This is a genomic window from Nonomuraea sp. NPDC049480 (assembly GCF_044465905.1).
Taxonomy (GTDB): domain Bacteria; phylum Actinomycetota; class Actinomycetes; order Streptosporangiales; family Streptosporangiaceae; genus Nonomuraea.
In genome coordinates, this window is the sequence record NZ_JBITMD010000001.1 from 345,595 (window position 1) to 359,642 (window position 14,048).

Genomic DNA, 14,048 nt, shown 5'->3' on the forward strand with positions numbered 1-14,048 from the left:
TTCACGTACTGGGAAAACCTGAAGGGTAAAGGGCCAGTACAGATATGGCCTGCACAGGATCCGCTCTATGGGGCATGAATGGCGTTCGCATCGCGCACGGCGTTGGCCGCGGTGGCGGAAACGGTGACGGAGGGTTCCGCGCCCCCTTGAGAGGCGTCAGCGCAGGTAGACGAGATTCCCGGGGCCACCGGCCCGCCCGCCGCCGACCTCCACGCCGTCGTGGGCACTCAGCAGGGAACCGAAAATTTACTCTCTGTAAACACACATGAAAATCTGTTCGATTAGGAGGTTTCGCAGTCCCCATGGCCTCGTACTACGAGAAAGTCGGCGCCCCGACGGTCCGCGAAGTGGTCGACCACTTCTACGCGGTTGCGCTGGACGATCCCGACCTCAAGCCGTATTTCGACGGCGTCGACCTGGCGAGGCTCAAGCGGCACATGGTCATGCTGCTGTGCTCCGTCCTCGGCGGCCCGGAAGTGTACGAAGGGCGGGACCTGGCCGATGCGCACCGCGGCATGGGCATCACCGGGGAGCACTATGAGAAGGTCGGCGGCGTGCTCGTCGCGACACTCCGGGACCATGGTGCCGATGAGGAGGTCGTGCAGCACGTCGTCACGGTCCTGACCCAGGTGCGAGGGTCCATCGTGGAGCAGCCCGCAGAGGCAGCCGGGTAAGTGGACACGGAAGCTTTGAAGGGCAGTTGGCACCTGGTCGCCCAGTCGGGTGACCAGGTGCCGCTGTTCTTCTACTCAGCCTTATTCCTGATGTATCCCGAGACACGCGGCCTGTTCCCGGTGTCCATGGCCACGCAACGCGACCGGCTCGTCGGCGCGCTGGGGCACGTCGTCAGCAACGTCGACCGAGTGGACGACCTTGTCCCGTTTCTCCAGCAACTCGGCCGCGACCACCGCAAGTTCTCCGTGGTCGCGCAGCACTATCCCGCTGTCGGGCAGGCGCTGCTCGCCACCCTCGAGCATTTCCTCGGCGATCGCTGGACACCTGCCCTGGCCCGCGACTGGACGCAGGCGTACGGCCTGGTCTCGCAGGTGATGACCGAGGCGGCCGAGGAGGCGTCGGCGACGTCGCCTCCCTGGTGGGAGGGAGAGATCATCCTTCACGAGGTGCGCGCCCCCGGCATCGCCGTGATCCGGGCCCGCCTGAACTACCCCTACCCCTTCCGCGCGGGGCAGTCCGCGTCGGTCTCCGCCGCGGTGCGGCCGAAAGTGTGGCGTTTCTACTCCTTCGCCAACGCGCCGCGCCGCGACAACACGATCGACCTGCACGTGCGCGTGGTCGACGGCGGCACGGTCAGCACGGCTCTGGCACACGGCGCGCAACGCGGCGACATCCTGAAGCTGGGCGCGCCGGTGGGCGACCGGCTGACGCTCGACGGGAACCAGCCCAGGGATCTCCTCCTGATCGCCGGCGGCACGGGCCTGGCCCCCCTCAAGGCGCTCGTGGAGCAGGTGGCCTACGAAGGGCAGCGCCGCAACGTCCACCTGTTCGCGGGCGCCCGGACGTCCCGGGAACTGTACGACATCGAGGCACTGTCCAAGCTGGACGCGGAGAACTCATGGCTGAGCGTGGTGCCGGTCGTATCCAACGACGCGTTCTACAGTGGTGAGCACGGCTATGCGGTGGACGTCGCGTTGAAGGCATGGCGCGGTCAGGATGTCTTCGTCTGCGGTTCCGAAGAGATGGTCCAAGGCTCCGTCGCACGACTCTTGGACGCCGGCGTGCCCTCCGGGCAAATCCGCTTCGACGAGTTCACCAGTGCTGGAGGCAGGGAGCAGTGACGGGAGACACGCCATGGGCCCATCGCCCATCGAACGACCGCCAGCGACTTACGCCGGACCGGGTACGCAACAAGGACTTCTCACGTACCAAGTTCGGGCACCGCGGCTACAGCGAAGATGAGGTACGCACGTTCCTGTACCGCATGGCCGACGACATGGCGGCCAGCGACATGGAGAAGGCCGACCTGCGTGCGGAGGTCGACCGCCTGAGGAACTGGTACAAGGACCACGGCGCCGAACTCAACGCCCCGGGCGCCACGCAGAGGGCCAGGCTCAACGTCGACGCGGTCAACCTCCTCTCCCGTGCTCAGCAGACGGCAGACGCCCAGATCGCCGAGGCGGAGGACTACGCCCGCCGGCTGGTGGCTCAAGCCCGTCAGCAATACGAGCAGGTCCTTCTGGAGGCACAGCAGCGGGCGGAGGAGGCCTCCAGCCAGGCGGTCAACGTCTATCGCTCCAGTGGCGCCGTCCAGTCGGCCGAAGCGGAGGAACTGGAACGCCGCATCGCCTACCTGCGCACCTTCGCGGAGGTCACGCAGGTCCAGTTGCGCGCGGTTCTCGAAGGACTGGCGAACGAGGTCAACAAGCTGGGCAGTCTGCCGGATACGCGCCCGGCACGCACCGTCGCCTACTCCGAGCCGGGCCAGGACTAGAGCAGGGGTATCACTCCAGGTGACAAGCTCGGTAGCCGGCCACCCGCGGCATGGTGCTCAGCACGGCTGGGCGCGGTTCGAGCGCGGCCGGTGTCGTCGTGGCCGTCTGCTCGTCACGGCTCGGCGACCTGGCCACCCGGACGGCACGATGGAAGCCGAGGACGTCGAGCGGGCGACTCTATACGTGGACACGGCTGTTCCCGTCAGATGATGAGGTTTCAGGCTTCGGGGTGTGTTTGACTTCGGCGGACCGCGTACGGGAGGAGTCACCGATGTCGAATGCCGCCACGGCAGCGATTGCCGCCGTCACGTTCGCCGCTCTCTATGCCGGGCACCAACTCGGCGACCATGTGGTGCAGAGCGACAGTACCGCGGTCGCGAAGGGGGCCCCGGACCCAGAGCAGTTGGCCGCGAACGTGTCGCCATGGACCGGCTGGGGCGCCTGCCTACGTCACGTCGGCAGCTATACCGCCACTCAGGCGGCCGCTCTGGCGTTAGCCTGTCTGGCGGCGCCGCTGAATCTCACCGGCATCGTGGTCGCGCTGGTCGTGTCGGCGAGTACCCACGCGGTGATCGACCGCCGTTGGATTGTGCGTCGGCTGATCAGGGCCAAGCGTTGCCAGGACTGGCCGGAGGGACCGTACCTGATCGATCAGTCCCTGCACGTCGGCGCACTGCTGGTCGCCGCGGTCCTGGCCGCGGTGGTCACCGGAGTCGCGGGCTTGATCGCGGTGGTGATCGGCGCTGTCGTCCTGGTGGGGGCCGCCTTGACGGCGGAGCGCCGGTTGGCCGCCGCCGCGTCTGCTCGGGCCGCGGGCCCGGCCCATGGCTGACGATTCCGTTCAGCACCAGGTGGTTGGAGGTGCCGCGATGGCCTCAATCCGCTCGATGCCGTCGTGTGAGCCCGATTGACGGCCTTCCGAAGCCAGCCCGTGCAGCGCCTCCCACGCGCCGCGGATCCGGCGCAGCTCCGCATGCCCCTCCAGCATCCGACGCCTTCTCAGACGCGTGATCCCGATCTCCGGCCCCGATCGCAACCGCGGGCGTCATCCCGCTGCCCGACCTCTACCGGTGGGCGTGGGCGCGTCGAAGAGCTGGTCGATCAGGTCGGCCGCCACGCTCAAAATCCGGCACTCCGCCGGCGTCAGCGAGCGGGACATCGCCTCCGCCAGCCACAGGTCGGACTCCCTGACCCGCTCGACGAGCATCGCCCTGCCCGCCTCCGTGAGGACGATGTGGTGCCGCCTGCGATCGCCGGAGTCCCGCGAACGGCGGATCAGCTCGCGCTTCTCCAGCGCGGCGAGCACGCGAGTCACCGACTGAGGCTGCAGGTGCTCTGCAGCCGCCAGTTCGCCGGCGGTCATCTCCCCATGCCGGTACAGGTGGCCGAGCAAGGAGAGGCCGAGCGGCCCCGGGGCGTGCGTGGGCCGCTCGTCACGCAACCGCCTGGCCAGCCCGACAGCGGCGCGCCGCAGCGAAACGGCGGTCGCCCGCAGCTCTTCGTCGTCCATGATTATTACGTTACCACTTACTAAATTTCCCTGTTTTTCGTCCCTTCGTCCCCGAAACTAGTAAGCAGAGCGTAGGAAATGCTAGGGTCGTCACCGAAGAAGGTGGTCGCGTGCCGATCGAGCTGCGCCGCATGGCCGTCGCAGGGCTGGGCCTCGGCGGTCCTGTCGCCTGGGGTGTCGTCTCCGGGTGGTCTGGATTCGGCATGCTGGCCGCACTGGGTGCGCTCGCCATGAGCGGCGTTTCGATGACGGGCGGCACACGTGCGCGCCTGGCCCGGGGCGCCTGTACGACGGCGATCATCGCCGTTGCCGGGCTCGTGGGCGCCGCCATCACGGGACGGGGCTGGATCACGGCGCTGGCCGTAGTGCTGATCGCCGCCGTCGCGGCGATCCCCGCCGGGGTGAGCCGGCCCATGGCGGAGCACGCGATCCGATTCATCACCGTCCTGGTCATCACCATCGGTCTGAGCACGGACGCCGATCCCGTCGGTGTCGCGCTGTCGTACGCCGCGGGAGCGTTCTGGGGGCTGCTGCTCGCGCTGCTCCTCACCCGTGAGGAGACCGGGACTCCTCTTCCGGCCATCAGCCGACGTGAAGCGTTACGCCGATGGCGGGGCGCGCTGCGCCGATGGCACTACCCCGCCCGCCTCACCTGCTGCCTCGCCGCCGCCGGGGCCATCGGCCTGCTGTGGCCGCAGCCCACGTCCTCATGGATCGCCCTCACCGTGGTGATCGTCATCAGGCCCCGGCTCGACAACGCGCTACGCCGCCCGCTCGAACGAGCCGCGGGTACCGGCGCGGGTGTGCTCGTCGGGTCCGCGGTGCTGCTGTGGGCGCCGCCGTCGTGGCTGTTCGTCCTGCTCGTGGGCGTGCTCAGCGCGCTGCGTCCACTGCTCAAGGACCGTCACGACACCATGTACGCGACCGTGATGACGCCGCTCGTACTGCTGCTCATGGACGGCGGCCAGGGCGTGTCGGCCGCCACGATCGGCTACCGGCTGGCCGACACCGTCATCGGTTGTGCCCTGGCCCTCGGGCTCGGCTACCTTCCCTGGGTTCGCCATCAGGCCACCGCCCGCGCAACGGACGGTGACCCCGCCAAGGCCGGTGAGGTTACTTGAGGGCGTTGATCGCGCTCTCGTAGTCCGGCTCCTGGGCGATCTCCGGCACCAGTTCGGAGTAGATCACCTTGTTGTCCCCGTCGAGCACGACCACCGCCCGCGCGGTCAGCCCGGCCAGCGGCCCGGACTCCTGCGCCACGCCGTAGTCGGTCAGGAACTCGCGGCCGCGCATGAGCGACAGCATGGTCACGTTGTCGAGCCCTTCGGCGCCGCAGAACCGCTTCTGCGCGAACGGCAGGTCGGCGGAGACGCACAGGACCTCGACGCCGGGAAGTTCGGTGGCGACCTGGTTGAAGCGGCGCACGGAGGCGGCGCAGACGCCGGTGTCGACGCTCGGGAAGATGTTGAGCACCTTGGTCGCCTGGCCGAAGTCGTCCAGCGAGCGCTCGGACAGATCGCCGCCCACCAGGCGGAACGCGGGCGCGTTGTCGCCGGGCTTCGGGAAGGTGCCGCCCACGGTGATGGGGTTGCCCTTGAAGGTGACGTCGGACATGAAAGCCTCCTGATAGCGGTGTTCCCGGGTGGCGATCCTATCGGCGCGCCGTTCCCGGCCCACGCGCCGCACCCCCGTCCGACCGGCCGCGTCACCCCTCAGACGCACGGCCTGCGGCTCGGGGATCAGACGTTGCGGCGGTACTGGCCCCCCGCCTCGAACAGCGCTTCGGTGATCTGGCCCAGCGAGCAGCGGCGCGCGGCCTCCATCAGCACCTCGAACGCGTTCCCGTCCGACATCGCCACCTCGCGCAGCCGGGCGAGGCCGGCGGGCGCCTCCTCCCGGTTCCGCTCGTGGAAGGCGCGCAGCCGCTCCAACTGCGAGCGCTTCTCCTCCTCCGTCCCCCGGGCCAGCTCCAGCTTGTGCGCCACGGTCTCGTCGTCGTCCCCGCGCGGATTACGGAACGTGTTCACGCCGACGATGGGCAGGGAGCCGTCGTGCTTGCGCATCTCGTACAGCATCGACTCGTCCTGGATCTTGCCGCGCTGGTAGCCGGTCTCCATCGCGCCCAGCACGCCGCCCCGGTCCGACAGGCGCTCGAACTCGCCGAGCACCGCCTCCTCCACCAGGTCCGTCAGCTCCTCGATGATGAACGAGCCCTGCAGCGGGTTCTCGTTCGCGGCCAGGCCCCATTCGCGGTTGATGATGAGCTGGATCGCCATGGCGCGGCGGACCGAGTCGGCCGTCGGGGTCGTGACGGCCTCGTCGAAGGCGTTGGTGTGCAGGCTGTTGCAGTTGTCGTAGATCGCGATCAGGGCCTGCAGGGTGGTGCGGATGTCGTTGAAGTTCATCTCCTGGGCGTGCAGCGACCTGCCGGACGTCTGGATGTGGTACTTCAGCTTCTGGGAGCGCTCGGCGGCGCCGTACCGCTCCCGCATCGCCACCGCCCAGATGCGGCGAGCCACCCGGCCGAGCACGCTGTACTCGGGGTCCATGCCGTTGGAGAAGAAGAACGACAGATTCGGGGCGAAGTCGTCGATCTTCATGCCGCGGGCGAGATAGGCCTCCACGTAGGTGAAGCCGTTGGCCAGCGTGAACGCGAGCTGGCTGATCGGGTTCGCCCCCGCCTCGGCGATGTGGTAGCCGGAGATCGAGACCGAGTAGAAGTTGCGGACGCCGTTCTTGATGAACCACTCCTGGATGTCGGCCATCATCCGCAGGCTGAACTCGGTGGAGAAGATGCAGGTGTTCTGACCCTGGTCCTCCTTGAGGATGTCGGCCTGGACGGTGCCCCTGACGGTGGCGAGCGTGCGGGCGCGCATCCGCGCGGCCTCGTCGGGTGACGGCTCGCGCCCGTGCTCGGCGCGGAAGCGGTCGAGGGCCTGGTCGATGGCCGTGTTCAGGTAGAAGGCCAGGATCGTGGGGGCGGGGCCGTTGATCGTCATGGACACCGACGTGTTGGGCGCCGCCAGGTCGAAGCCGTCGTACAGCACCTTCATGTCGTCGAGCGTCGCGATCGAGACACCCGAGGTGCCGACTTTTCCATAGATGTCGGGTCGGAGGTCGGGGTCGTGGCCGTACAGCGTCACCGAGTCGAACGCCGTGGACAGCCGGGTCGCGGGCTGGCCCTCCGACAGCAGCTTGAAGCGCCGGTTGGTGCGGAACGGGTCGCCCTCGCCCGCGAACATCCTGGTCGGATCCTCGTCGTCGCGCTTGAACGGGAACACGCCGGCGGTGAACGGGAACGCTCCCGGCAGGTTCTCGCTGCGCAGGAACCGCAACAGGTCGCCGTGGTCGGTGTAGCGGGGCAGGGCCACGCGCGGCACGCGGTTGCCCGAGAGCGTCTCGCGCCAGAGCGGGGTGTGGATCTCCCGGTCGCGTACCTTCACCACCAGCTCGTCGGCGGTGTAGCGCTCGTTGACGGCGGGCCAGGTGTCGATCAGGGTACGGCTCTCGTCGGTGAGCTCCCCGTCGGCGGCGGCGTGCAGGTCCCGCAGCCGTTCGTCGTCCATGAGCTCCTGTACGGCGGCCAGCTGCTGGCGGCGGCGGGCCACCTCCGCCTGGGCGAGGGTCTCGGCGTGGTACGCGCGGACGGTCTCGGCGATCTCGGCCAGATAGCGCGACCTGGCGGGCGGCACGATCGCGGCGGACGCCTGCGAGGTGCGCTCGGAGACCTGCGGGAGCAGCCCCGGCCCGGCGTCCTCCAGCAGCATGCCTTTGAGGTGCTGGTAGAGGGCTGTGACCCCGGCGTCGTTGTAGCGGGCGGCGATGGTGCCGAAGACCGGCATGTCCTCCGGACGGGCGCCGAACGCCTCGCGGTTGCGCACGAGCTGGCGGCGCACGTCACGCAGGGCGTCCTCGGCGCCGCGCCGCTCGTACTTGTTGATCACCACGGCCTCGGCGAAGTCCAGCATGTCGATCTTCTCGAGCTGGGAGGCCGCGCCGAACTCGGGCGTCATCACGTAAATGGGCACGTCCACATGCGGGACGATCCCGGCGTCGCCCTGGCCGATGCCCGGCGTCTCCACGATCACCAGGTCGTAACCCGCGGCCCGGCAGGCGATGATCACCTCGTCGAGGCAGGGGGGCACCTCGTTGGCGGCGCCCCTGGTGGCCAGGGAGCGGAAGTAGATCTGCGGACCCAGGCTGTTCATCCTGATGCGGTCGCCGAGCAGCGCCCCGCCGCCGCGCCTGCGGGTGGGATCGATGGCGATGACGGCGATGCGCAGTTTGTCGTCGTTGTCGACGCGGAACCTGCGCACCAGCTCGTCGGTGAGCGAGGACTTGCCCGAGCCGCCCGTGCCCGTGATGCCGAGCACCGGCACGCGCCTGTCCGTTTTCAGCCCGTCCATCAGCTCGGCCGGGGCGCGGCCGCCCTCGATGAGCGTGATCGCGCGGGCCAGCGCCGTCTGGTCGCCGGAGACCACGGCCTCCGCCGAGGGCGGGTCGCCCAGTTCGATGTCGCAGTCCTCGATCAGCTTGTTGATCATGCCGGGCAGGCCGTACCGCTGGCCGTCCTCGGGCGAGAAGATGCGCGTGACGCCGCGCGAGTGCAGCAGCTCGATCTCCTCGGGCACGATCACGCCCCCGCCGCCGCCGTACACCTTGACGTGACCGGCGCCGCGCTCGCGCAGCAGCTCCACGAGATAGGTGAAGAACTCGACGTGCCCGCCCTGATATGAGCTGATCGCCACGCCCTGGACATCCTCCTGGATGGCGGCTGTGACGATTTCGTCCACGGAGCGGTTGTGTCCGAGATGGATCACTTCGGCCCCCTGTGACTGGAGGATCCGCCGCATGATGTTGATCGCCGCGTCGTGCCCGTCGAACAGGGCCGCGGCGGTCACGAAACGCACTGGGTGTACCGGGACGTGCACGCCTTGATCACTCCTTCGTGAGGGCTCTCCCTTCGAAGATACTAGGACGTCCTACTATTTCCCAAGGACGTCCGGGGTAGGGAACCCGCCGAGGAGGTGACGCCGAATGCGTGCGCTGACGTTTGCGCCGGGCCGCGAAGGGACGCTCGACGTGCGGGAAGTGCCTGATCCCGAGCGCGACAAGGGAGAGCTGCTCGTCCAGGGACTCGCGCTGGGCATCTGCGGGACCGACAGGGAACTGGCGGCCGCCGAATACGGCTGGCCGCCGCCGGGCCGGGAACGGATGATCATCGGTCACGAGTCGCTCGGCCGGGTCCTGGAGACGCCGGAGGGCTCCGCGTTCTCCCCCGGGGACCTGGTGGTGGGCGTGGTGCGCAGGCCCGACCCGGTGCCGTGCGGGGCGTGCGGGCGCGGCGAGTTCGACATGTGCCGCAACGGCCGCTACACCGAACGCGGCATCAAGGAGATCGACGGGTACGCCGCCGAGCGCTGGAGCGTCGAAGCCGGGTACGCCGTGCGCCTGGACCCGTCGCTGGAGAGCGTCGGCATGCTGGTCGAGCCCGCGTCCGTGGTGGCCAAGGCGTGGGAGCAGATCGAGCGGATCGGCTCGCGGGCCTGGTTCGAGCCGCGCACGGTGCTGGTGACCGGCGCCGGGCCGATCGGGCTGCTGGCGGCGTTGCTGGGTCGGCAGCGCGGACTGGACGTGCACGTGCTCGACCGGGCTCCGGAAGGGCTCAAGTCCCGCCTCGTGCACGATCTGGGCGGGACCTACCACTCGGCGTCGTCGCTGACCGGGCTGGGCGGGATCAAGCCCGACGTCATCATCGAGTGCACCGGCGCGGGGCAGCTCGTCATCGACGCCATGACCGCCACGGCGGCGGTGGGCATGGTCTGCCTGTGCGGGCTCGCGGCCGGCGGGCGGGAGCACCGGGTGGACGCCGGAGTGATCAACCGGGACATCGTGCTGGAGAACGACGTCATCTTCGGCACCGTCAACGCGAACCTGCGGCACTTCAGGGACGCGGCCGCGGCGCTGGCCAAGGCGGATTCGGACTGGCTGGAGCGACTGATCACCCGCCGGATCCCACTGGACCGGGCGCTGGACGCCTTTGCGCCGGCCGCCGACGACGTCAAGGTCGTCATCGACCTCACCGCGTAGGTTGCTGGAGCCGGCCTGAAAGCCTTCCGGCCCGCGGCGGAGATTGTCAGCCAGGTGGGTCGTAGGGTTTGCGGCGGGATGGGGTGGAATGTCGAGTGGCCGCGTAGCCCGAGCCGGCCGGTACGCGGCTCCTGGCAGCGCCCGTCTTCGTCGTCCCCGTCTTGGCGGTGCCCGTCTTGGCCGCCCCGGTCTTGGTGGTGCCCGTCTTCGTCGTCCCCGTCTTGGCGGTGCCCGTCTTGGCGGCGCTCGTCTTGGCGGCGCTCGTCTTGGTGGTGCCCGTCTTCGTCGCGCCGGCCTGGGTCTTCTCGCGGACCGGGGCATCGTCCGAGCTCCCGGGACGGCCGGCGACGGGCGTCCCGTCGGGCGGTGGCGGGAACTGGTGGCGGGATGGCAGGCGGGGCGGCCTGTCCGTACGGGGGCCGCTTGGCGCGTTCCATGGCCACAGCAGGCGGCGGTGGGTTCCGCGGCGGCGGCCGGAGACGCGTAACGACAGCACGATGGTCATGAGCACCATGGCGGCCAGGAGCGCGGGCGGCGTGCCTAAGACGTCCAGCGGCGACCCGGCGGGCTGGGCCCGGGGCACCGGTACGAAGGGCTGCTCCGTGGACCGGATCTCGTCCAGCTTCCCGGCATTGGCCTTCACCACGCGCGGCAGGCCGTACCCGACGACCTTGTCGCTCTCGCGGACCTTGCGCTTGAGCCAGATCCGGTCGACGTTCGCCTCGATCGTGTGGATCTTCTTGCCGTCGACGCGCTCCACGATCCCGACGTGGTCGATGCCCTTGTAGCTCTTGCCGCCCTTCCAGTCGAAGAAGACCAGGGCTCCCGGCTCGGGCTGCTGCGTCCAGGCGTTCTGCTTGATGAACCAGGCGGCGTGCGAGGGCGTCCAGGCGAACTCCCCGACGTACTGGGTGAGGCCGGCCTTGTCGGCCGCCCAGGCCAGGAACATGTCGCACCAGGGCGCATTGCGGTACTGGGTGTCTTGGACGCGATCCGCGTACCACTGGCCGAACTTGGTGAACTGGCCGCCCTTCTCCTTATAGCCGAGTTCCTGCCGCACTATCCCCAGCAGCTCGTCAGCGATCGGGTCCAGGGTCACTCCTCCCAGAAAACCGGCAAATCACGATGGACTGTAATAGCGCCATCGCGAAATTGCGCGCACGACCGGGAAAGTGTCTTGCTATGAGATGAAATATCGGCTATGTGACTGGTGTGACAGCTGGGGTGAACAACGACGGATGTCAGGAACCGGCACCAACGCGATAGACGGTCACGTCCCCCGCGCCGGGCGCGACCACGTCGGCCACGATCACGGTCACGTTGTCCGGCGAGCCACCCTCGTTGGCCAGATCGATGAGCCGCTGGACGGCCGCGGCCGGGTCTGCCACCGTGGTCAGCACCTCATGGAGGATCTCGGGCCCGAGGACGGTCGTCAGGCCGTCGGAGCAGAGGAGGTAGCGATCATCAGGCTCGGCCTCGCGCAGCGCCATGTCGGGCTCCGCCCTGCCCTCGCTGCCCAGCACGCGCAGCACCATCGAACGCCGGGGGTGCACGGCGGCCTGATCCTCCGTTATCCGCCCTTCGTCCACCATCGACTGCACAAGTGTGTGATCCTTGGTCATCTGGTAGAGCGCACCGTCGCGAAGCAGGTATCCGCGGGAGTCACCGAGATGAGCCAGGGCGAACCGGTAGCCGTCGAAGAGCATGGCGGTCACCGTGGTCCCCATTCCCCTGCGCGCGGGGTCGATGTCGGCCAGCTCGACCAGCCTGCGCCCCGCCTCCTGCACGGCGCCCTCCAGTGCCGTCTCCAGGTCGGCGCCGGTCTCGGGAAGCGTGGCATCCAGCTCGCGCATGACGGCGATGGCGGCCGAGCTCGCCAGCTCGCCGGCCGCGTGCCCACCCATCCCGTCGGCCACCACGAGCAACCGGCCACTCGCATAGCCGGAATCCTCGTTCTGCTCCCTGCGGCGGCCCACGTCTGATCCGGCGGCATAGCGGATGTTGTGCTTCATACCCTGCAGTAAATCATTGGTTGAAAGACTTCACAAGCAGATGCGCTGAAGACTCTTGTGAACTACTGTGGGCTCCATGAGCCACGACCCGACCGTCAACGCCGGGGACATAGCCCGGCTCGCCGGTGTCGGGCGTGCCGCGGTGAGCAACTGGCGCCGCCGCCACGACGACTTTCCCCAGCCCATCGGCGGCACGGCCAACCAGCCGCTGTTCTCGCTGCGCCAGGTCGAGTCCTGGCTGCGCCGCTATGGGAAGTCCTACCAGGTCTCCCTGGGAGATCAGGTGTGGCAACGCCTGAAAGCCGCGGGCGATTTGCGGCTGGGCGAGCTGGTGGCCCAGGCGGGAGCCCTGCTGACCGGCCACCAGGCTGCTCCGTCGCCGGGGTCGGACGGCGCGGGAAGTGCCCGGCAGGCCGGGCGAGCCGTCGACGCCGGTGTGCCGGTCCCAGGCGCCGATCCGGGCGGATCGGGGGCGGGGTCCGGCGAACCCGGTGCGGGGCCGGCGAGGCCGGCCACGGAGCCGGACGGGCTGGACGGCGAGCTGGCCGGGCTCCTGATGGAGCTGGCCGGGCAGCACGACCCGCTGACCGCGTACGAGTTCCTGTGCGAGCGCTACCTGGAGGCCCACTCACGCCAGCTCTCCGTGACCCGCGAGGACGTGGCCGAGCTGATGGTCCGGCTCGTACGCGCGGACGGCGGAACGGTCCTCGACCCGGCCTGCGGCGTCGGCACGCTCCTCCTGCCCCCGGCCCGGACGGATGGCGTCAGGGTGCTGGGCCAGGAGCTCAGCGAGACCTCGGCCGCCATCACGGCCTCCAGGCTGCGGCTGCGCGGCGTCGACGCCGAGGTTGTGGCCGGCGATTCGATGCGTCACGACGGCTTCGCCGGGCAGCGGGCCGACGCCGTGGTGTGCGACCCGCCGTTCAACGAGCGGGCCTGGGGCTACGAGGAACTGACCGGCGACCCGCGCTGGGAGTACGGCCTGCCGCCGCGCGGCGAGCCGGAGCTGGCCTGGGTCCAGCACTGCCTCACGCACGTCAAGCCGCGCGGCCTGGTCGCCATCCTCATGCCCCCGGCCGCCGCGAGCCGCAAGGCGGGCCGCCGCATCCGGGCCAACCTGCTGCGGGCCGGCGCCCTGCGGGCCGTGATCGCGCTGCCGGGCTCGGACCTGTGGCTGCTGCGCCGCCCGGCCGCCGGCGAACGGCCGCCGTCCGACGTGCTCATCCTCGACGCCACCGCCGACCTGGCGAGCGTGGAGCCGGCCTGGCAGGCGTACATGGAGGACCGTTCCGACCAGACGGTGCGCATCATCGACCTGCTGGCCGACGAGGTCGACATGACCCCGGCCCGCCATCAGCGCCGCGACGACGTGGGCAGGGCCTTCGCCGTGGTACGCGACCGTTTCCTGGCCGCCACCGCCGTGCCGCCCGACCTGAAGGTGCTGGAGCAGCCGCTCGACCAGCCCGCCACCACGCTGGGCGACCTGATCAAGGAGGGCCTGGTGACCATGTCGCAGGCCCCGCCCAAGATGACCGCCGACGGCGGCGACGTGCCGGTCCTGATCGCCGACGACGTGCTCAACGGCACGCCGCCGTCCGGCGCCACGACCATGCAGCAGGGCCTGATCTCGATCCGCCCGGGCGACGTGGTGGCGTCGTACTCCAGTGTGCGTGTGATGGCCGACGGCGGCGCGGTGCTGGGCCCGCACCTGACGCTCTACCGGGTGGACGCGCGCCGGCTCGACCCGGACTTCCTGGCCGGCTACCTGCGGGCCGCCGGCGGCCGGGCGTCGACCGGCTCCAGCAGGTTCGACGTGCGCCGCACCCGCCTGCCCCGCCTGTCGCTCAAGGAGCAGAAGGCGTACGGCGAGGCGTTCCGCCAGCTCGCCGTGCTCGAGGACGCCATTCGCGAGACCTCGACACTGGGGCAGACGCTGATCAGGCTGGGCCTCGACGGGCTCGCCGACGGCCACCTGCACCCGCCTGC

General features: G+C 69.6%; 13 protein-coding genes and 1 pseudogene. 8 read left to right on the forward strand and 6 right to left on the reverse strand.

What is annotated here, in order from left to right; translation table 11 throughout:
- The first annotated feature begins 302 nt into the window (after nt 1-302).
- The 4 genes from ACIBX3_RS01630 (at nt 303) to ACIBX3_RS01645 (ending at nt 3,282) form a co-directional block, all read left to right on the forward strand.
- Entirely contained in the window at nt 303-674 is a 372-nt protein-coding gene (locus ACIBX3_RS01630; RefSeq protein ID WP_397111961.1) for a group 1 truncated hemoglobin, read from the forward strand.
- Nucleotides 675-1,796 carry a globin domain-containing protein gene (locus ACIBX3_RS01635; protein WP_397111963.1) on the forward strand — a complete coding sequence of 374 codons (1,122 nt, stop codon included), beginning with the start codon at nt 675-677 and terminating at the stop codon, nt 1,794-1,796. It abuts the gene before it with no gap.
- Nucleotides 1,793-2,449 (forward strand): DivIVA domain-containing protein, encoded by a 657-nt coding sequence (locus ACIBX3_RS01640; protein WP_397111965.1) that lies wholly within the window; start codon nt 1,793-1,795, stop codon nt 2,447-2,449. Before ACIBX3_RS01635 ends, ACIBX3_RS01640 begins: the two co-directional genes overlap by 4 nt.
- 272 nt (nt 2,450-2,721) lie before the next feature.
- The gene (locus tag ACIBX3_RS01645) at nt 2,722-3,282 is read left to right on the forward strand and encodes a DUF3307 domain-containing protein (protein ID WP_397111967.1); all 561 of its coding nucleotides are present in this window, start codon (nt 2,722-2,724) and stop codon (nt 3,280-3,282) included.
- A 9-nt stretch (nt 3,283-3,291) separates the two neighbouring features.
- Here ACIBX3_RS01645 and ACIBX3_RS01650 read toward each other — a convergent pair whose 3' ends face one another.
- On the reverse strand, nt 3,292-3,438 hold the full coding sequence (locus ACIBX3_RS01650) for a hypothetical protein (RefSeq protein ID WP_397111968.1): 147 nt from the start codon (nt 3,436-3,438) through the stop codon (nt 3,292-3,294).
- Between the two features lie 57 nt (nt 3,439-3,495).
- Nucleotides 3,496-3,960 (reverse strand): MarR family winged helix-turn-helix transcriptional regulator, encoded by a 465-nt coding sequence (locus ACIBX3_RS01655; RefSeq protein ID WP_397111970.1) that lies wholly within the window; start codon nt 3,958-3,960, stop codon nt 3,496-3,498.
- 110 nt (nt 3,961-4,070) lie between these two features.
- On the opposite strand from ACIBX3_RS01655, the gene ACIBX3_RS01660 reads away from it, so the two are divergent.
- Entirely contained in the window at nt 4,071-5,081 is a 1,011-nt protein-coding gene (locus ACIBX3_RS01660) for an FUSC family protein (RefSeq protein WP_397111972.1), read from the forward strand.
- Here the strand turns inward: ACIBX3_RS01660 and tpx are convergent.
- Complete coding sequence (gene tpx, locus ACIBX3_RS01665) at nt 5,074-5,574, reverse strand: thiol peroxidase (RefSeq protein WP_397111974.1); 501 nt, start codon at nt 5,572-5,574, stop codon at nt 5,074-5,076. The two genes, ACIBX3_RS01660 and tpx, sit on opposite strands and share 8 nt — an antisense overlap.
- Nucleotides 5,575-5,699: 125 nt before the next feature.
- Nucleotides 5,700-8,891: a fused isobutyryl-CoA mutase/GTPase IcmF gene (gene icmF, locus ACIBX3_RS01670; protein WP_397111976.1), complete on the reverse strand. Its 3,192-nt coding sequence runs from the start codon at nt 8,889-8,891 to the stop codon at nt 5,700-5,702.
- A gap of 106 nt (nt 8,892-8,997) precedes the next feature.
- On the opposite strand from icmF, the gene ACIBX3_RS01675 reads away from it, so the two are divergent.
- Both ACIBX3_RS01675 and ACIBX3_RS01680 read left to right on the forward strand, forming a co-directional pair.
- Complete coding sequence (locus tag ACIBX3_RS01675) at nt 8,998-10,050, forward strand: glucose 1-dehydrogenase (protein WP_397111978.1); 1,053 nt, start codon at nt 8,998-9,000, stop codon at nt 10,048-10,050.
- 88 nt (nt 10,051-10,138) lie between these two features.
- Nucleotides 10,139-10,537, forward strand: a complete 399-nt coding sequence (locus tag ACIBX3_RS01680; RefSeq protein ID WP_397113357.1) for a pentapeptide repeat-containing protein — start codon at nt 10,139-10,141, stop codon at nt 10,535-10,537.
- A 240-nt stretch (nt 10,538-10,777) separates the two neighbouring features.
- Here the strand turns inward: ACIBX3_RS01680 and ACIBX3_RS01685 are convergent.
- Nucleotides 10,778-11,149: pseudogene (locus ACIBX3_RS01685) on the reverse strand (CHAP domain-containing protein); the annotation flags it as partial.
- 142 nt (nt 11,150-11,291) lie between these two features.
- Nucleotides 11,292-12,062: a PP2C family protein-serine/threonine phosphatase gene (locus ACIBX3_RS01690; protein WP_397111979.1), complete on the reverse strand. Its 771-nt coding sequence runs from the start codon at nt 12,060-12,062 to the stop codon at nt 11,292-11,294.
- Between the two features lie 76 nt (nt 12,063-12,138).
- Here ACIBX3_RS01690 and ACIBX3_RS01695 point away from each other — a divergent pair.
- On the forward strand, nt 12,139-14,048 hold a 1,910-nt coding region (locus ACIBX3_RS01695; protein WP_397111981.1), incomplete at its 3' end, for a class I SAM-dependent DNA methyltransferase.

Excerpts from the sequence above, each read along its gene's own strand:
- ACIBX3_RS01650 (WP_397111968.1), bottom strand. The coding sequence starts at position 3,438 with ATGCTGGAGGGGCATGCGGAGCTGCGCCGGATCCGCGGCGCGTGGGAG.
- tpx (WP_397111974.1), bottom strand. The coding sequence starts at position 5,574 with ATGTCCGACGTCACCTTCAAGGGCAACCCCATCACCGTGGGCGGCACC.
- ACIBX3_RS01630 (WP_397111961.1), top strand. The coding sequence starts at position 303 with ATGGCCTCGTACTACGAGAAAGTCGGCGCCCCGACGGTCCGCGAAGTG.
- ACIBX3_RS01690 (WP_397111979.1), bottom strand. The coding sequence starts at position 12,062 with ATGAAGCACAACATCCGCTATGCCGCCGGATCAGACGTGGGCCGCCGC.
- ACIBX3_RS01675 (WP_397111978.1), top strand. The coding sequence starts at position 8,998 with ATGCGTGCGCTGACGTTTGCGCCGGGCCGCGAAGGGACGCTCGACGTG.
- ACIBX3_RS01645 (WP_397111967.1), top strand. The coding sequence starts at position 2,722 with ATGTCGAATGCCGCCACGGCAGCGATTGCCGCCGTCACGTTCGCCGCT.
- ACIBX3_RS01655 (WP_397111970.1), bottom strand. The coding sequence starts at position 3,960 with ATGGACGACGAAGAGCTGCGGGCGACCGCCGTTTCGCTGCGGCGCGCC.
- ACIBX3_RS01680 (WP_397113357.1), top strand. The coding sequence starts at position 10,139 with ATGTCGAGTGGCCGCGTAGCCCGAGCCGGCCGGTACGCGGCTCCTGGC.